At 61.5% G+C, this 17,626-nt stretch carries 15 protein-coding genes and 5 pseudogenes; 9 read left to right on the top strand and 11 right to left on the bottom strand.

Features of this window, described 5'->3' with window-relative positions:
• Positions 1–2: 2 nt before the first annotated feature.
• Positions 3–677: pseudogene (gene amrS / locus IPP03_02820) on the bottom strand (AmmeMemoRadiSam system radical SAM enzyme).
• Positions 663–1,739: pseudogene (locus tag IPP03_02815) on the bottom strand (transcription-repair coupling factor). The pseudogenes amrS and IPP03_02815 overlap by 15 nt, the downstream one beginning before the upstream one ends.
• A 354-nt stretch (positions 1,740–2,093) precedes the next feature.
• Here IPP03_02815 and IPP03_02810 point away from each other — a divergent pair.
• The 3 genes and pseudogenes from IPP03_02810 (at position 2,094) to IPP03_02800 (ending at position 3,522) form a co-directional block, all read left to right on the top strand.
• Positions 2,094–2,237 (top strand): annotated as a pseudogene (locus IPP03_02810) (transposase).
• A gap of 57 nt (positions 2,238–2,294) precedes the next feature.
• A protein-coding gene (locus tag IPP03_02805) for an IS5 family transposase (GenBank protein ID MBL0351661.1) occupies positions 2,295–3,156 on the top strand; the annotation gives its coding sequence in 2 pieces (ribosomal slippage) (positions 2,295–2,704 and positions 2,703–3,156; 864 coding nt in all).
• Between the two features lie 21 nt (positions 3,157–3,177).
• A pseudogene (locus tag IPP03_02800) lies at positions 3,178–3,522 on the top strand (transposase family protein).
• Between the two features lie 30 nt (positions 3,523–3,552).
• Here IPP03_02800 and IPP03_02795 read toward each other — a convergent pair.
• Positions 3,553–5,113, bottom strand: a protein-coding gene (locus IPP03_02795) for an IS3 family transposase (GenBank protein ID MBL0351660.1) whose coding sequence is annotated in 2 segments (ribosomal slippage) — positions 3,553–4,675 and positions 4,674–5,113 — 1,563 coding nt in all. Because the reading frame shifts where the segments join, the coding sequence is not laid out codon by codon here.
• A 96-nt stretch (positions 5,114–5,209) separates the two neighbouring features.
• On the opposite strand from IPP03_02795, the gene IPP03_02790 reads away from it, so the two are divergent.
• On the top strand, positions 5,210–5,536 hold the full coding sequence (locus tag IPP03_02790) for a hypothetical protein (protein MBL0351659.1): 327 nt from the start codon (positions 5,210–5,212) through the stop codon (positions 5,534–5,536).
• A gap of 223 nt (positions 5,537–5,759) precedes the next feature.
• On the opposite strand, the pseudogene IPP03_02785 reads toward IPP03_02790, so the two are convergent.
• Both IPP03_02785 and IPP03_02780 read right to left on the bottom strand, forming a co-directional pair.
• Positions 5,760–6,101, bottom strand: a pseudogene (locus IPP03_02785) (transposase).
• Complete coding sequence (locus IPP03_02780) at positions 6,029–6,574, bottom strand: winged helix-turn-helix domain-containing protein (GenBank protein ID MBL0351658.1); 546 nt, start codon at positions 6,572–6,574, stop codon at positions 6,029–6,031. The pseudogene IPP03_02785 and the gene IPP03_02780 overlap by 73 nt, the downstream one beginning before the upstream one ends.
• 490 nt (positions 6,575–7,064) lie before the next feature.
• Between IPP03_02780 and IPP03_02775 the strand changes: the two genes are divergently transcribed.
• The 3 genes from IPP03_02775 (at position 7,065) to IPP03_02765 (ending at position 9,126) form a co-directional block, all read left to right on the top strand.
• On the top strand, positions 7,065–8,258 hold the full coding sequence (locus IPP03_02775) for an IS256 family transposase (protein MBL0351657.1): 1,194 nt from the start codon (positions 7,065–7,067) through the stop codon (positions 8,256–8,258).
• A 63-nt stretch (positions 8,259–8,321) separates the two neighbouring features.
• On the top strand, positions 8,322–8,552 hold the full coding sequence (locus tag IPP03_02770) for a winged helix-turn-helix domain-containing protein (GenBank protein MBL0351656.1): 231 nt from the start codon (positions 8,322–8,324) through the stop codon (positions 8,550–8,552).
• Between the two features lie 4 nt (positions 8,553–8,556).
• Positions 8,557–9,126 (top strand): IS630 family transposase, encoded by a 570-nt coding sequence (locus IPP03_02765; GenBank protein ID MBL0351655.1) that lies wholly within the window; start codon positions 8,557–8,559, stop codon positions 9,124–9,126.
• 2 nt (positions 9,127–9,128) lie between these two features.
• Here the strand turns inward: IPP03_02765 and IPP03_02760 are convergent, their stop codons facing one another.
• The 4 genes from IPP03_02760 to IPP03_02745 form a co-directional block, all read right to left on the bottom strand.
• Positions 9,129–9,539, bottom strand: coding sequence for a type II toxin-antitoxin system VapC family toxin (locus IPP03_02760; GenBank protein MBL0351654.1), 411 nt, complete (start codon positions 9,537–9,539; stop codon positions 9,129–9,131).
• Between the two features lie 8 nt (positions 9,540–9,547).
• Positions 9,548–9,784, bottom strand: a complete 237-nt coding sequence (locus IPP03_02755; protein ID MBL0351653.1) for a DNA-binding protein — start codon at positions 9,782–9,784, stop codon at positions 9,548–9,550.
• Between the two features lie 226 nt (positions 9,785–10,010).
• Entirely contained in the window at positions 10,011–10,799 is a 789-nt protein-coding gene (locus IPP03_02750) for an alpha/beta hydrolase (GenBank protein ID MBL0351652.1), read from the bottom strand.
• Positions 10,796–11,647 (bottom strand): alpha/beta hydrolase, encoded by an 852-nt coding sequence (locus tag IPP03_02745; protein MBL0351651.1) that lies wholly within the window; start codon positions 11,645–11,647, stop codon positions 10,796–10,798. Before IPP03_02745 ends, IPP03_02750 begins: the two co-directional genes overlap by 4 nt.
• A gap of 274 nt (positions 11,648–11,921) precedes the next feature.
• On the opposite strand from IPP03_02745, the gene IPP03_02740 reads away from it, so the two are divergent.
• Both IPP03_02740 and IPP03_02735 read left to right on the top strand, forming a co-directional pair.
• Positions 11,922–13,208, top strand: coding sequence for an amino acid permease (locus IPP03_02740; protein ID MBL0351650.1), 1,287 nt, complete (start codon positions 11,922–11,924; stop codon positions 13,206–13,208).
• Positions 13,209–13,313: 105 nt separating this feature from the next.
• Positions 13,314–14,309, top strand: coding sequence for a hypothetical protein (locus IPP03_02735; protein MBL0351649.1), 996 nt, complete (start codon positions 13,314–13,316; stop codon positions 14,307–14,309).
• Here the strand turns inward: IPP03_02735 and IPP03_02730 are convergent.
• On the bottom strand, positions 14,245–15,168 hold the full coding sequence (locus IPP03_02730) for an alpha/beta hydrolase (protein ID MBL0351648.1): 924 nt from the start codon (positions 15,166–15,168) through the stop codon (positions 14,245–14,247). The genes IPP03_02735 and IPP03_02730 overlap by 65 nt on opposite strands.
• Before the next feature lie 68 nt (positions 15,169–15,236).
• On the bottom strand, positions 15,237–17,603 hold the full coding sequence (locus IPP03_02725; protein ID MBL0351647.1) for a DNA internalization-related competence protein ComEC/Rec2: 2,367 nt from the start codon (positions 17,601–17,603) through the stop codon (positions 15,237–15,239).
• Positions 17,604–17,626 lie beyond the last annotated feature (23 nt).

Raw genomic sequence — 17,626 nt, 5'->3', positions numbered from 1 at the left:
GATCAGATGGCAAGGCGAACCGGAATCCGTTGCGGCCCGAAGGCCTGGCCGTTGCGCCCAAGCATCGGGCCGAAGTGACCGGCGATGGCGGTCGCGCAGTGTGGGCGGTGGCCATCCGGGGTCAGGTCGTAGCGGCGGATGTCGTACCAGTCGCGGACGATCAGCGCGGCGTGGCAACTCGGGCAGAAAGTGGTGCCGCCCTCGCTGTCATGGACGTTGCCGGTGAAGACGTAGTGCAGGCCGGCGTCGAGCGCGATGCGCCGGGCCTGGGTCAGCGTCGCCGGCGGGGTCGGCGGGATGTCTCCCATCTTCCAGTCCGGGTGGAAGGCGGAGAAGTGCAGGGGCACGTCGGGGCCGAGTTCGCGTGCGACCCAGGTGGTGAGTTCGTTGATTTCTCGCGGGCTGTCGTTGCTGCCGGGAATCAGCAGCGTAGTGATTTCCAGCCAGCAGTCGGTTTCGTGGTGGATGTAGGTCATGATGTCAAGCACCGGCTGCAGGTGGCCGACGCACAGCTTGTGATAGAAGCTGTCAGTGAAGGCCTTGAGGTCGACGTTGGCGGCATCCATGACGGCGAAGAATTCCTTGGCCGGTTCAGGGTGGATGTAGCCGGCGGTGACGGCGACGTTGCGGATGCCCTGCTCGCGGCAGGCGAGTGCGGTGTCCAGCGCCAGTTTGGCATCGCTGCCGACAAATCCGGCAAAATCGGCGCTGGCTTCGGGCTTGATGCCGTGCTCGGCAAACATTGCGGCCAGCGTTTCGCGCCGGCCGGCGGTTTCGGCGAGCAGCAGTATGCGACCGCCAAAACTGGCGAGATGGCTTTTCAGCGCGCCGAGCGGGTTGTCGCTGCGGCGGTCGACCGCAAGATTGGGCAGTTTTCCGGCGGAGCTTTCATTTTTGGCCGGAATTGCCAGTCGACCGTAGGATTTTGCGGCACTGAAGAAGGCTTCGTCGGTCAGGAACAATTCTTCCGGCGCCAGCAGTGGCCGTGCCTTATCGCCTTGCAGCAGGTTGTAGCGCGAGCGGGTGTCGCTCCAGAAGGCGGCAATCGCGGCCGGCGCGTCGCCATGCGTGACGAACATGGCGTCCGGCAGCAGGCGCACTTCAGACACCGGATAGACGGTACGCTGGGTATCGACGTCGAAAGTCTTGATGCTTTCGATCTCGTCGTCGAACAGATCGAGCCGGTAGGGCAGTTGCGAGCCCATCGGAAAGAGGTCGATCAGGCCGCCGCGAATCGAGTATTCGCCGGGCGACACGACCTGCGTCACATGCGCGTAGCCGGCCAGCGTGACCTGAGTGCGAAACTTGTCGGCATCGAGTTTCTGGCCCTTCCTGAACTCGAAGGTATAGGCCGCCATGAATTCCGGCGGCGCCAGCCGATTGACTGCGGTCGACGCCGGAACGAGCAGGATTTCCAGATCGCCCTGCAAGGCAGCCCACAGCGTGGCCAGGCGCTCGGAAACGAGATCCTGATGCGGCGAGAAATGATCGTAGGGCAGGGTTTCCCAGTCCGGCAGCAGGCGCACCTTGAGGCCGGGCGCAAACCACGGGATTTCCTCCAGCAGGCGCTGGGCGTCGGCAGCGCTGGCAGTGACCACGGCGAGCAGGCGGCCCTTGCTTTGACTGGCCAGTTCGGCCAATGCCAGGGTATCGGCGCAACCGGCCAACGGTGGCAGATCGACGCGGGCGCCGGGCTTGGGCAGGGCGGGGAGGGAAAGCAGCGGGCGGGTGGCGGACACGATGACGCGGGTACGGCTGGGAGGTACTGAATTATAGCCGCTTTGGGCGGAGCGATTTTTCGGCGGTAGCCGTGTAATCGCTTGGCATTGAATTGTGGAAAACTGCGAGGATGCGAATTGTGGCATCCATACTTATGCACCTTGAATGCCGAAAGCGGATTGCTGCGGCCGACGGGGAAAATGTCTGGAAACACTACTGTCCGGCCAAATAGTGAATATATTCAATTGGTTGTACGGAACCCCCTGTGGAAGAATGTACTCGCTGGACGGAAAGGGTTGCTGCAAGGGCACCTTCTCGAACAGGGTGACCGACAGAATCTGTAGCAAAGTGTAGAGCGAGGCGTCCAGTTTCAGCTTTTTCTTGATGATGTCGGGCACCTCGTTAATCGCAAGCGGGTTTAACGCCTGATGCGGCAGATGGGTTTGGCTGGTATGGCGCCGGGCCCGAACACCAGCCGCCCACACCCTGAGCAGACGATCTATCCCTACCGCCTTAGAACTTGTCCGTAAATAGTGGATAATCACTGCCCATGCGCGAGAATTGCGTTGGGGGAGATGATGGCAAAAGTGAAGTCATGGGAAGTGACCGAGGAATTCTGGAAGCGCGTTGAGCCACTGATTCCGATACGCCAGCGACTGGCGGATCGGAGTTACGTCCGCAAGGCTGGCGGGGGGCGCAAGCCCAAAGAACCGAGGCTGGTCTTCGAGGCGATTATTTATGTGCTACGCACAGGTTGCCAGTGGAAGGCACTCCCGGCGGAGCGCTTTGGCAGCTCCAGTGCGATCCATGCGCGATTTCTGGCGTGGGAGAAGGCCGGGGTGTTTGAAGCCCTATGGAAGCGCGGGCTTGCCGAATACGACGACCTTGAAGGTATCGCCTGGCGCTGGCAAAGCCTTGACGGCGCGATGATGAAGGCTCCCATGGCGCAATCAAGCGTTGGACCCAATCCAACGGACCGGGGAAAAAAATGGGAGCAAGCGTCATTTGCTGGTGGACGGTCGTGGCGTCCCGTTGTCGCTCGTCGTGACCGGCGCCCATCGGCACGACGTCTCTCAGGTGGCGGCTGTGCTTGAGGCCATTGTCGTCAAGCGAGCGTCGCCACCCAAGCGGCGAAGCAAACACCTTTGCGCTGACGCCGGCTACACCGGCGCGCCCGCATTGGCGATCATCACGAAGCACGGCTACATCCCCCATGTCAAAGGGCGTGGGCAAGAGGCCGGCGAACTCAAACGTGACCCCAGGAAGAAAGCCCGGCGCTGGATCGTCGAAGTGGCCCACAGCTGGTTCAACCGCTTCCGAAAGTTGTTGGTGCGATACGAGAAGCTTGAGCGCAGTTTCTTGGCGCTCAACCACCTGGCCGCATCAATCATGGCGTTCAGAAAAATTAAACTGAAAGTGAATATTGTTTACGGATAAGTTCTAAGCGTACCGGTGATTCGGCCGAATCAGGTCTGGAGTACCGACATAACGTATATCCAGCTTCCGCGTGGCTTTGCCTACCTGGTGGCGATCATTGACTGGTACTCGCGGCGCGTGCTCAGTTGGCGGATCAGCAACAGCATGGAAGCGGTGTTCTGTGTCGATTGTCTGGAGGATGCCTTACGCCATCACGGCACGCCGGAAATATTCAACAGTGACCAGGGCTCGCAGTTCACCAGCACGACTTTCACCGATGTGCTGAAACGTGAAGGTATGGTCATCAGCATGGATGGCCGGGGGCGAGCATTCGACAACATCTTCGTCGAGCGGCTCTGGCGAAGCGTAAAGCACGAGGATGTGTACCGGCGCGCGTCAAGATAGTTGTCGCCTCGGTCATGCAGCCAATGGCGGAATAAGCTTGTCTTCCAGATGCGCGTTGGCGATGCAATCGCGATCTGGATTGAGGGTCACTACACCGACCGGCGTCCAATTTCGTGTCTGACCAGTCCAGCGCGCCGGGTTGAGATCACGCGCTGAGGTATAGACGGCATGTCGGGCCGCGAGAATGGCGAGATCCTCGCCGGCATGGCGCTGGGCTGGGCTGACATAACGAATGCCACTGTGCCGATGCTCGACGTTGTACCAGTGCACGAAGCTGACTGCCCAGGTCCTGGCGTCGTTGAGCTCGGCAAAGCCGTTAGCAGGAAACTCAGGGCGGTATTTGGCCGTCCGAAACAACGATTCCGCGTAAGCATTGTCATCACTGACTCGGGGTCGAGAATACGAGGGCCTGACTCCCAGCCAGTTGAGCATCGCCAGCACCGTCGTGGCCTTGAGCGTCGAGCCGTTGTCGCCGTGCAGAACAGGCTTGGTCGCGAGTGCGGCAATCCCCTCGGCGAGCGCCGTACGGCGCACCAGATGCGCGGCATGGTCGGCGTGATCGCTGCCGTGCACCTCCCAGCCGACAATCTTGCGGCTATACAGGTCGAGGATGAGATAAAGGTGAAACCAGTGCCCCTTAACCTTGCCTGGCAGATAAGTCATGTCCCAGCACCACACCTGGCGCGGCGTGGTGGCAATGTGCGCGGTCGGCACTCGCTGTTGCCTGGGCGCCTTGGCCCGTCCTCGGAGGGTGGTTTGACCGTGCTCACGCAGCACTCGGCTGAAGGTGGATTCGCTGGCCAGGTAAATCCCTTCATCAGCCAGCATCGGCACCATGCGCGCTGGCGGCACGGCCGCAAAGCGTGGCTCGTTGGCCACGGCAAGCACCTGCGTGCGTTCGGCCTCACTGAGCGCGTGCCTGGGCGTCGGGCGCATGGACAAGGGCCGGCGATCTGCGCAGATGCCGCCCTCAATGGCTTTCCAGCGTTGCAAGGTGCGCAACTCGATGCCGGCTACCTCGCAGGCAAGCCTGAGCCGAGCACCGGCGACATGGGCGGTATGGATGTCTTGGGCCAAGGCTTGGCGATCTTCAAGGCCGATCATTCGGCATCGCCTTTGTTGAAGATCGCCGCGACTTTTTTGAGAGAACCAGCAGGGCAGCGGTTTCAGCGAGTGCCCGGTCCTTGCGTAGCAATTCGCGTTCGAGTTCCTTGATGCGTTTGCGGTCTTGTCGGGTTGCTTGCGGGCTGGCTCTGACTTCTTCCGGTTCGGCCAACGCTGTCGTGGCGCTGGCCCACCATTTGATCAGCTCGTCCGGATAAACGCCGTGCTCTCGACACCACGCGCTTTTGCTGGTTTCGTCCAGCGCCGCAGTGACGATCACCGCCTCCAGGCGCGCCGCCACAGTCCATGCCCGCCCTCGGGCGGGCATGGACTGCGCGTCATCTCGCCAACGCTCAAGGGTTCCCGAACCAATGCCTACTTCACGGGCCACCACATCTATTGCTGCATTTTCCGGCGCCAACAATCGTGCTACCGCTCTACCTTTGAACTTCTCTGAATACCTTGCCATTTCCATCCTTTGTCGCCGCCCCAGGGGGAGATTCTATCGAGGCGACAACTATTCTGACGTAGGGGGTACCTGAAGGGCTATGCCTCGACGGGCGAGTTGCTGGTCGGCCTGACCGAATACTTTGCCTTCTACGCCCCGAAGGAAGTCCCCTTGGGGGACAACGGCGAGCGTCCGCACCAGTCTCTGGGTAACAAAACGCCCGACGTCGTGTATCAAACCGCGATCGGTGGTGGTGCCATGATCGTCGATAAGTTTCCGCGCGCGGTGGAGGGCACCCCTGTTCCGCTACGCTCCACAGGGGATTCCTCCATCGCAGAAACAAGATCAGAAGCAACACCAAAGTCAAAAACGGGGCAGCGCCGTCCAGCTTCATGCGAAGTCGAATGTACAGCTAATTCCGTTTCTAATTCGTTAATGCATTAACTATCCACGGCCAGTGTACGATTGAGCGGACACGCTGGTGCTCTGATTCAAGGGTTTTGAGGCTCGATTCGAGTTGATCTTCAAGTGCATCGATGCTATCGAAGGCCAGGTTGTGGAAGAACTTCTCGCGCAGTTCATCCCAGAGATGCTCGACCGGGTTGAGTTCAGGGGCATAGGGAGGCAACGGTAGCAGGTGTATGTTTTCGGGTGTTCTGAGTGCTTGGCTGGCATGCCAGCCCGCACCGTCAAGGACCATGACGATCCGATCCATCGGATGGCGTGCCGCCACTTCGTCGAGGAATAGCTGCATGCATGGCGTATTGACGTGCGGCAAGATCAGCGAGTCAAGCTCGCCCGTATCCACATCGACGGCCGCGTAGGCGTAGGTGTATTGGTGGGTGAGCATGGCCCGGCACAACGGTCGAATGGGTTGGGGCGCCCAGGCACGACGCACATCGTTGATGCGCCCGAAGCGCGCTTCGTCCTGAAACATCAGATGGATCGGGGTTCCTTGAGCGAAATCTCTCCGGAGTTCGGCAAGGGTGTCGGGGAGTTTTTTTTCCACGCCTCCTGCGCGGTCGGATCACTTTGCGGATGTCGCTTGTCTGGCGCCAGCTTGCGCCAACCGTTGCGATGCAGCACGTTGTAGGCGGAGGACAGCGCCATCGGGCGTCCCAGCGCTTTCTCCAGGGCCGGCTTGATCTGACTGACGACCAATATACCGCCCTTGGCCGCTTGGTCGAAAAAGGGTTTCAACAGTTCGGCTTCTTGCGCTCGGGTGAAATTCTCCCGGTGGCGTCCGCCTCGTGCAGGTTCCGATTCACCGCCTACCCGATGTCCAGCCAGAAACGCGTTGCGTAATCGTGAGGCCCAACTGAGCGAAACGCCGATCACCGCGGCGGTCTGCTCAAGATTCAACCCGTAGCACAACGGCAGAACAACCGCTTGGGCCTGGCGCAGTTGTTCCACACTCTTGGCTTCTTTGACAATCTTCAGCGCCTCCGCTACCGACCCCTCTCCCTTGAACGGCCTTCCCATGCCACACCTCAGATCTCATTGAGATGCACTTATTATTGCTTAATTGGTGTGGAAATAGAATTAAACCAAGGCCATTATTGTCTTGACTCAGGGATCCACTTTAGTGCGCAGGCGGTGCTGCTACCGGCGCTATTGGGAGCGACGCTGGAGCAGAGCGCAGCGGTACTGGGCATAGGCCGAGCCACCGTGCCCAGGCTACAAGCGCGCCTGCGCCGGCTGTTGGCCAAACCGGACGCAATCCGACCGAATTGGGGTGGTCGCCGGCGAGCTTCGCTGCCACTGGAAGAGGAGGATCGTTTGTTAGTGCAACATCCGTTCTGTAAATTCTTTGCCTGTTGGTTTTGCGTGGCTGTGCTGGCCGGAGCGATGAGGGCGCGTAGCGCCCGAAGCGCGGAGGACGGCACAGCCGCGCGGCGAAACATTGACAGGCTACTCCCGCAGGCGATTTCTTCGGGGCATTCTTACCCATTCCCACGAAAGAATCGACAGCATGGCACAACGCGTAGAACATCACCCTCTGGATGCCGCTTTTGCGGCGCTGCTAAACAACGGTCTGGATGGCGCCGGCGAAGCCCTGCGTATCCTAGTCAACGAGGCCAGCCGGATCGAGCGCAACCTTTTTCTCAATGCCCAACCCCATGAACGTACCGTCGAGCGCACTGATTACGCCAACGGCTTCAAGCCCAAAACGATGATGACCCGCGTCGGCGAACTGACCTTTGACGTCCCTCAGGTGCGCGGCGGTGGCTTCTATCCCAGCGCCTTGGAGAAAGGGTCGCGTACCGAGCAGGCGCTCAATATCGCCTTGGCCGAAATGTATGTACAGGGGGTTTCCACACGCAAGGTGATCACCGTCCTGCAAGCCTTGCTTGGGCCAGCGGTGTCGATTTCGTCGACGCAGGTGAGTCGCGCTGCCGAACAACTGGATGCGGGTTTGGCCGTCTGGCGTGAGCGACCGCTCGATGAAACGCCTTATGTCTTTCTCGATGCGCGGTACGCCCCGAAGGAAGTCCTCTTGGGGGATGAGCGGGTGCGCGAGGGTGGCCAACTAGTCGATTGTGCCGTGCTGGTGGCGGTGGGCATCACGCACAGCGGTCATCGCCGGGTGCTGGGCGTCTCGGTCGCCTTGTCCGAGGCGGAGGTGCATTGGCGGGCCTTCCTCGACAGCCTGGTGCGGCGGGGACTCAAGGGCGTCAAGATGATCGTCGCCGATGCACATGCCGAACTCAATGCGGCTCGCCGCGCGACCTTGCCCAGCGTGCCTTGGCAACGCTGTCAGTTCCACCTGCAACAGAACGCACAGTCGTATGTCACGCGTCTCGATCAGCGCAAACCGGTGGCGCAGCGGATTCGGGCGATCTTCAATGCGCCGGATAAAAGCGAAGCGGAGCGCCTCTTGCGTCAGGCGATCGAGGGCTGGCGGACCGAGGCGTCCAAACTTGCCCAGTGGGGCGAGGAAAATCTGCCAGAGGGCTTCGCTGTCTTTAATTGGCCAGTGGCCCAACGCGTCCGGTTGCGCACGACCAACGGCCTCGAACGCATTAACCGCGAGATCAAACGCCGTACCCGGGTGGCTTCCATCTTCCCCAACACTGCATCCTGCCTACACCTCGTCTCTGCACTGCTCGCCGAATGCGATGAGGAGTGGATGACCGGGAAAATCTATCTCAACCTCAAAGACTGAGCCCATCCCGATGGAATCGCCTGAGAACTTTTACAGAAAAAAAGTTGCGCTGCCGATCGTTTCCTGGCCCCTTGGGTGCAGGCCTCCAATGAAGGGGGAATCCTGGTCGTTTCGCCACTGCGTGCCGCGTTAGCGCAAAAGCTGGGACGTCCTGTGGCCGCCTCTGTCGTGTATCGCCTGTTGGCGCGGCACGGCTGGCGCAAGGTCGCACCCGACACCCGGCATCCGGCATCCGGCATCCGGCATCCGAAGAGTGATCCGCCGATCCAGGAAGCGTGGAAAAAAACTTCCTGAAACACTGGCAGCCCTCTTGAAACAGGAAGAGGTTTGGGGTCGCCGGGTGCGCCTGATGTTTCAGGACGAAGCGCGCTTTGGGCGCATGGTGCGAATTCGTCGCTGCTGGGCACCCAACCCAGCACGGCCAATGGTCTGCAACGGCTACGAGCGGGAGTTCATCTACGTTTATGGCGCCGTCAGCCCCATCGAAGGCGAGTTGGATTGGATGACCTGTCGGCAGATGAACACCGAACAGATGACGGCGTTCCTGGCCCGAGTCAGTACCGCGCATGAAAAGGAGTTCATGCTGATGGTCGTCGACGGCGCCAGCTCACACGTATCGAAGGATCTGCAAGTGCCAGAGAACATTCGTCTGCTGCGCCTGCCACCTTACGCGCCCGAACTCAACCCGCAGGAGCACGTCTGGGATGAGGTGCGGGAGAAGGAGTTTCCCAATCGTGTGTTTGCCGACCTCGGTAGTGTCATCCGCCAGTTGGAAGCAGGCCTTCCCCGTCTGGCAGCAAATACCTCAGGGCTGCGCAGCCTGACCGCATGGCCATGGATTGTTAGTCTCAACTTGAACGCTACTTAGAATTAGACAAAGGGATTCATAATCTCCACCCCTATGCCTCGAAAATCATCAACGTTGCGGGTTGCCACAATTACATTGTTAATCAATGCAATCGCGGCAATCTGCTTGTCAATCAGATGTTCATGGTGTGGCGACATCAATCGTCCCCACACTTGGGCACATGCCTCATCGAAACTCAATATCCTGTCGGCGTAGTCAGCCACGACCAGTACGAGCCATTTCTCGAGTTTTTTGGCTTGAGGCAGATCGCCGCGACGCTGGATATTCTCTAGTCCGCGCCGAATTTCCCCGATTGTTTGTGCTGAGAGATAAAGACTATTGGCGTCGGTTGTTTGAAAGAATTTCTGGACACCAGGATTTGCCTTCTTTCCCTTTCGCGCCTCGCTGATGACATTGGTGTCGACCAAGTACATACGGACTCCTAGCCATTGCGGAAATTGAAGTCTGCGTCTTCACCGACGTTCGGCATGCTCGCCAGAACCTCGGCTACAGAACGCCGTTTTGGTCGCTGGAGAACGGTTCTCAGAATCTCACGGTGTTCCGCCTCTGCGCTTCTTCCGTGAGCTGCTGCCATTTGCTTCAGAGCCAGGGCAACATCTTCGTCGACATTGCGAACTACAAGATTGGTAGCCACTTTAATCTCCTTGGTCGTAATCATTGATAGCAGCTTATCGAAATTATGATTGCAATGCAATCAAAATTTCACCGACTACTCGAATGGGCGGAACAGGTCTGGTCCATACGATCCGGCAGCACGCACCGGATCGATTTGCGTGGCGCGGTTATTCTTCCCTCTTTACGGTGTCCATATCCAGTACCGACCAAAATTGAACTATCGGCAGTCGCCCGCCATTCCCTTCGCCAAGCAGCGTTCAGGAATTCCCTCAGCCCTCCGGCTGGCCTGCTGTTCGGCCCGTCATCCGTTTGACAAAGGTATCAACCGCCCACAGCACCACCTCCGGCTGATCGCGATGTGGCGAATGGCCGCACTCGGAGAGCTTCAGCAGCATGGTATCGGGCACCTGTTCGGCGATGACGTCGATCTGGCGCATTGTCGCGTACTCGTCATCCTCGCCCTGGATCGCCAGCACCGGGCAGCGGATCACCGGCAGGTATTCCTCGATGTTCCATGCGGCGAAATCCGGCGCCAGCCAGCAATCGTTCCACTTGGCGAAGACGCGCGGCGCGTCGGCGTGATGGCGGGCCAGCTTGTGTGGCAGATCCGTTGTGGTCCACGCCGCTTTGGCGGCTGTAATGCCGGTCAGTGTCTTGTCCTCGACGAATTCGTGCGGGGCCATGGCGATCACACCCAGCGGCACGTCCGGGAAGGCGCCGGCGAAGATCAGCGCGATGCTGGCACCATCGCTGTGGCCGAACAGCAGCGGGCGTGTGACCTGCAGTTCGGCGAGCAACGCCGGCAGTTGCTCCAGCGCCTCGCGGTGCATGTAGCGCGCCGTGCGTGCTTCCGCGTAAGGCTGCGAGTGGCCGTAGCCGGCACGCGACCAGGCAATCACGCGACAGCCGGTGATCATCGCGACCTGCTGCGGAAAGTGCCGCCACATGGCGACGCAGCCAAGCCCCTCATGCAGCATCAGGATGGTCGGCAAGCCCACCGTACGCGCCGGATGATCGACGTATTCAAGGCGCATGCCGGTAATGACGAGATGCTTCACGGTGCCAGGAAGTCCCGCGCAATCGCGATCTGGTCATCGCTCAGGAACATCGGCGCGTGGCCGACGCCGGGTATTTCGGCCAGTTTTGCCCGTGGACCGCGCTCGCCCATCTGTTGCCAGATCTCACCCGTCAGCAGGTCGGATTCGGCGCCGCGCACGACAAGCGTCGGACAACGAATCCGATCGTAGATTGGCCAGAGGTCGATCGGCTCACCGGAAAAGGCGGCCTTGAACGGCGCGGCGATCAGCGGATCGTAAACGAATCCCCAGCGCCCGTCGGGACGCTGCCCGACGCTGTATTCGGTCAGATGCCGCCACTGCGCCTCGTCGAGCTGGCCGAACGGCGCGCTGATGATCTTGATGTAGGCCATCGCCTCGTCCCGGTTCTCCCAGGTCGGATCGGTGCCGACATAGGTGGCGATGCGCTGCAGCGATTCGCTGGTGATGACCGGGCCAACATCGTTGAGCAGCAGCCCACGGACCGGCGTGTCGTCCAGGCTGGCCAGCGCCATGCCGATCATCCCGCCCATCGAGGTGCCGACCCAATGCACGCTGTCGACGTCGAGTCGGGCGATCAGCGTCACCATGTCGCCGACGTACTGCGCAATGCCGTACCCGGAAGGGTCGCGCAGCCTGCTGCTCCGGCCGCGCCCCACCACATCGGGACAGATCACCCGGTAATCCGCCGCCAACGCCTGTGCCAGCGCGTCGAAATCCCGCCCGTTGCGCGTCAGTCCATGGACGCAGACAAGAACCCGCGGATTGTCGCGGGCACCCCATTCGACATAGGCCATTTGGTGCAGCCCCGATGGGCTGACGCATTGAACGCTGTGTTGTCTGAATTGCATGTCTTCCCTCCTGAACCCCGAATGTATCACCGGTTGTGCCGCTAGTGGCAGTGTGCGGATGCCGCTTTCCCATGTCATTTTGCCGCGCGGAAACAGCAGTTTTTCGCCCGGCCGGGCATGTATGTGTCAAAACACCACAACAGGCGGAGAAAAACCGCCTGAATCGCCGCTGGCCCGGCGATCCCGGTGTTTCCACATGCTAATGTTGCGCACCGATTTTTTGCTTTGGGGCTGGCATGGGAATGTGCGACGTGTCAGGCAAGGGTCACCGTTGATGCGCAAACAACTGAATACCTTTTCCGCTACCTTCCTGATCGTCGCCAGCATGCTTGGCACGGGTATTCTGACCACCACCGGGATCATGTTGTCGCTGCTCAAGGCGCCGTGGGCGGTGCTCGGGGTCTGGGTGGCCGGCGGCATCCTCGCCTGGATCGGCGCCTGGTGCTATGGCGAACTGGCGCGCAGCATGCCACGCAATGGCGGCGAAGCCACAATCCTGCGCGAACTTTTCTCACCGACCCTGGGCGAGGTCGCTGGCTGGACCTCTTTCGTGGTTGCCTTTGCGGCGGGGAATGCGGCTTCTTCGCTGGCCTTGGCGGCCTATCTTGGCGAGGCCTTGCCGGGCGTGAGCCTGCGTCCGGACCTTGTGGCATGCATGGCCTTGCTGCTGGTGACCGGGCTGCATGGCCTGCTCGGGCCGACGGCCTTGCGCGTCCAGACCCTCCTGGCCGCCGTCAAGTTTTCCCTGCTGGCGGGGTTGACCCTTTACGGCATCTTCCTTGTGGCGCCGACCGTCGCGAACCAGCCCGCCGAATCCGTGCAGGTTAGTCAGGCGACAGAGTTTGGCGCCCCCTGGGGTCTCGCCATGATGCTGGTCATGTTTGCGTACAGCGGCTGGAACGCGGCGATCTATGTCGCCGGCGAGATCCACGACCCGGCGCGCAACGTGCGCCGCGCCATGATGGTGGGTACGACCATCATCATGCTGCTGTACGTGGCGATCAATGCGGTGCTGCTGACACACCTGTCGGCCCGGGAACTCGATGGCGTCGGCCCGGTCATCGCGGTGCTGGTCAAGCATCTCTTTGGCGCCCAGGCTTCGGCGGTGTTCTCCGGGCTGGTGGCCTTTGCCCTGCTGTCGTCCCTCGGAGTATCGGCTTTTCTCGGGCCGCGCGTGCTCGCTACCATGCTCGGCTGGTTCGGCAAGGCCGGCGACGAAGAGGGGACGGCGGCGGTAGTGACGCCGCGTCTGGTCTGGCTGCAGGCGGGACTGTCCATCGCCATGGTGCTGACTGGCTCGTTCGTGCAGATACTTACCGTCATGGGTTTCCTGCTGGGCCTTTTCCCGATCCTCTGCGTTCTGGGTTTGTACCGTCGTAGCTGCGATCTCGAGGGCCGGCCGCTGATGCTGGTGCGCTATGTCTTTGCCCCGCTGTTCGTCGGGGTGTCGACAGTGGTCCTGGTCCTGGGCGCGGTGCAGAGTCCGCAGGAGGTCGGCATCGCGCTGGCGCTGGTCGGACTGTTCTTCGTGGCGCGCGTCGGCATGCGTCGCTTCCCCTGAATTCATTTTTTCGGAAAACGCAACGTGTTGCACAACCTGACTCGCAATGTAGTGATTTGCGCGCTGTCACTGGCTTCCGTTGTGGTCCCTGCTGCCGCCGTGGAAATGACTCCCCAGCAGGCGGCGCTCTTTTTTACCGGGCTCGATGCACCGGCCACGGATGCCGAACACAAGGCTTTCCAGCGACGGGCCGACCAGGCCTGGGCGAACTACGACAAACAGGTCGGCCAGCCGTTGGCGGCCTGGAGTAAGCGTGAAGTGGCCTATTGGGGCCGCGGTACTGTGTTTTACCCTTTTTCCGGCCCGGATTTCGTAACTCTCGAGCGCGTCTATCCGAAAGCCGAACGTTACGTGCTGGTGGCGATCCAGAGAGCACGGCAGCCGGCGCAACTCGAAAACATGAACGCCGCGCAGCGTGCGACCTTGGAGAAGAAGCTCGGCAGTGCCTGGGAGAAATTTGGCAAGCTCGGCTATTTCCGGACTCTCGATCTCGACGACGATCAGCGTGACGGTACCAACGGCATCGGTACGACAACCATCCTGATGGCTTTTGCCACACGGCTGGGTTATGAGGTCACCGGCGTAACACCACTCAGTTTCAATGCCGTCAAGGGCGAATGGGAAGCCGCGAGTGGCGAGACCAGGTCGGGCTCGGTGCGCCTGTCCCTGAGCAAGGAGGGGCGCAGGGTAACGCTGGACTATGTGAGTCTGGATCTTTCGGATAGCGCCTTGAAAGCAGCGGAACCGAAATTGGCGTGGATCATGGGCATGGCGACACAACCGACCCTGCTCAAGGCTGCTTCGCACTTGCTGCAGCAACCCAATTTTACCGTCCTGCGCGACGCGCTGGTAGCCGGCGCCCCAATCGTCGTGCAGGACGAAACCGGACTCGATTACAAGGATCTGAGCAAGATTGGGCCGGTGCGTCTATATGGCAAGTTCAGCCAGGCCCACCGGCTTTTCACGACGACCTCACAGCCCGCGCTGGCAGCGGCCTACCGGGCCGAAAGTTCGCCGCGCGAACTGCCGTTCGCCTTCAGTTACCTGAAGAAGGCTGATGCCCGTTCGCTGCAGGTCGTGCGGCGTCCGCTGGAAAAATAAAGGCACGGCGGGCAAAGTCGACGGTCAGCGCATTGAAGCGCGGCGCCGCGTCAACGAAGAGCGCGTGGCCCGCATCCTCGAAGACTTCCACCTGCGCCAGTTGCGCGCCCTTGCGCGCGAGCAGCGCATCCCCCTGTTCGCGCAAGCGCGGGCGAATGGCATAGAGCACCGGTATTTGCTGCCTTGCCACAATCTCCCGCCAGTAGGTGCGCGGATAGGGCTGGGCGATCATCTGATTGGCCGCGCTTGCAGGCACCCGCAGCGCTGACTGCAGCACGGCCTCGCCAATGTCGTGAGGCGGTGGTGTCTGGAAAATGCCGCGGCAGAAATCGCGCAGGTATTGCTCGCGTTCCCTGGGGTTGGCGCTGCTACGTTTCGATCTGCGTGTGGCTGGCTTGGGCGCCGTGCCCTCACCGATTGAATTGTCGATCAGGATCAGGCCACGCAGACCCGGTTGTGGTTTGCGTTCGATAAAATCCAGCGATTCCAGCACGCCGAGCGACCAGCCGGCGAGAACGTAGTCACCGACACCGGCAGCGTGCAGGAAATCCTCGATGTCGGCCATGCGCCGCGCCGGATCGTGGGGTTCGCTCGAGATTTCCGATTGCCCCTGCGAGCGCGGATCGAAAGCCAGTACGCGGAAGTGCTCGCCCAGCGCTTCGAGCTGAAGACGGAACACCGCTGCCGGCATCAACCAACCCGGGATGAGAACAATGGCGTTCTGGCCGTGGCCGGCTTCGAGGTAATGCAGGCGCAGACCATCACGATTGGTGAAAAACCTGTTTTCGACAGGCGCGGCCAGACTGGAGAAGCCCATCGTGCAGCAGAGCAGTATTGCCAGAAAATGGCGGAGTGTCATATGCGATCACTTACGCAATGCACACATTGTTTTCTGAATTGCATATAGCCTCCCGTACCAGAAATGTATCACCGACCATGCCAGTAGCGGCGATGTTCGGTGCGCCACGCGCCGAGTGTGGCGCCGCCTTCGCTCAATGAAACCCGCAGCGCCCCGTCGCGGTCTGTACGCCACAGATTCGCGCCGGTTACTGCGTAACGTTCGACCACGTCAGCCTTGGGGTGACGAAAGCGGTTGCGGTAGCCTACCGGAATCACCACTTCCGGCGCGCCGACAGCGGCGATGAAGGCCGGCGTCGACGAGGTGCGGCTGCCGTGGTGCGGCATCAGCAGCACGTCGGCCTTCAGCGCCACCGGATCGCGCTGCAGCAGGGCAACCTCGTCGCGCGCCTCGATGTCGGAAGTCAGCAGCATGCGCTTGCCGCCAGCGTCGATGCGCAGCACGCACGACAGGTTGTTGCTCTTGCGCTTCTCAACATAATCGTCCATTTCCGGGTGCAGCACGGTCAATTGCACGCCGTTCCAGTCCCAGTGCTGGCCATTGCTGCACAATTCGCCATCGATCTCGGTGAGCGACGAAACCACCTTGCCGACCGCCAGTGCCGCCTTGACCGATCCCGTGCCACCGGCATGGTCGCTGTCGCGATGCGTCACCATCAGGACGTCCACCTTGTTGATGCCGAGCGCCCGCAGGTAGGGCACGACCACACGTTGCCCAGCATCCGATTCGGCGCTGTAGAGCGGCCCCGGATCATAGAGCAGCGTGTGATCACGGGTCCGCACCACGGCCGCCAGGCCCTGCCCGACATCGAGCACCGTTACCCAGGCTTCGCCTTCGGGTGGCCGCTCGACTGGCCAGAAAATGGCCGGCAGCAGCAGTGCCACGCCGAGCAGACGCCCCGGCATGCCGCGCGGCAGCAGGCAGATCGCCACACCCAATCCGGCGATGATTGCCGCCCACAGCGGCGGTGCCGGCGCCAGCCAGACTGGCCAAGCTGCGCACCATTCGAGGAAAACCATCAACCAGCCGAGCACCGTATGCGCCAGCGCGGCGATCGGCCACCACGGAATGACGGCGGCGAGTAGCGCCAGCGGCGTGACGATGAAGCTGACCACCGGAATCGCCAGCGCGTTGGCCAGCGGCGAAACCAGCGAAAATTGCTGGAAGACGAGCAGCAGCACCGGCAGCGAAGCGAGCGTTGCCGTCCATTGGACGACGCCCCAGGCGCGGAGTTTTTCGTGCCAGCCGCCGCCATTGCCACCCCTCCCAGCTTCGCCGACCACCGCCGCGCCGACATAAAGCAGTGCGCCGACCGCGCCGAACGACAGCCAGAATCCGGCTGCCAGCACCGCCCACGGGTCGATCAGCAGGACCACCAGCAGCGCCAGGGCGAGTGTGCGGCTGGGCGCGACGATGCGCCCCGAACTCTGCGCCAGCGCGGCAACCAGCAGCATGTATAGCGTGCGCTGCGCCGGCACCGCGAAACCGGCGAGTAGAACGTAGAAGAAAGCCGCCAGACAACCGGCCAGCACCGCTGCCCGCTGCGCCGGCAGACGCAGGGCGAACGCCGGCACGCGCCGCCACAGCGCGCCAATCAGCAGCCCGAACAAGGCGGCGACCATCGTCACATGAAGCCCAGATATCGACATCAGATGCGTCGTTCCGGTGCGATTGAAGGTCGTCCACAGGTCGCCCTGGATCGCCTTCTGATCGCCAACCACCAGCGCCACCAGGATACCGGCCCACGGGTAGCGATCGGCCGGCAGCATCGCCGCAAACGAGGCGCGCACCTGATGGCGCAGGCGTTCGACGATATAGGATGGCCGCCAGACCATCTCGTCCAGGCGCTGCGCCGGGTTCTGGCGCACGTAGCCGGTGGCCCGAATGTCGCGTTCGAGCAGCCAAGCTTCATAGTCGAAGCCGTTAGGATTGGCGTTGCCGTGCGGCCGCTTGAGGCGCACCGTCAGTTGCCAGCGTTCGCCGGGGCGTAGCGGCGGGCGTTCGAAGGCTTCGCCGTCGCGTCGCCCCTGATACCACGACAGCATGATCCGCTGGGGAACGACGGCTTCCGTACCCCAAGGGTACATCCTGTCGGGCGCGGTCAACCACCTTTCCACGTCAAATTCGAAGCGGCTGCCCTGACTGAAATCCTGCGGCAAACTCGCGACGACGCCGATAATCTCGACATCGCGCCCTTCCCATGCGCCTGGCAGTTCCTCAGCCAGCCGCAGCTCGGCACGCCACCCGGCCCACGCAAAACCGAGGGCGAAACAGGCCACCAGCAGCAGCCCGCGAGCTGCCAACGCGTTGCGCCAGCGCAGCGCCGGCAGCGCCAGCAGCAGCCCGCCCAGCGCCCAAAGCCACACCGGCGGCAGTTCTGGCTGCATCTGCAGGGCGATGATGCCGGCGGCGAAGGCGAGAACATTGAGGCGCATCCTGCAATAATAGTGGTCACATC

This window comes from Candidatus Dechloromonas phosphoritropha, assembly GCA_016722705.1.
Classification (GTDB): domain Bacteria; phylum Pseudomonadota; class Gammaproteobacteria; order Burkholderiales; family Rhodocyclaceae; genus Azonexus; species Azonexus phosphoritrophus.
This window is presented reverse-complemented; position numbering and strand designations above follow the sequence as displayed.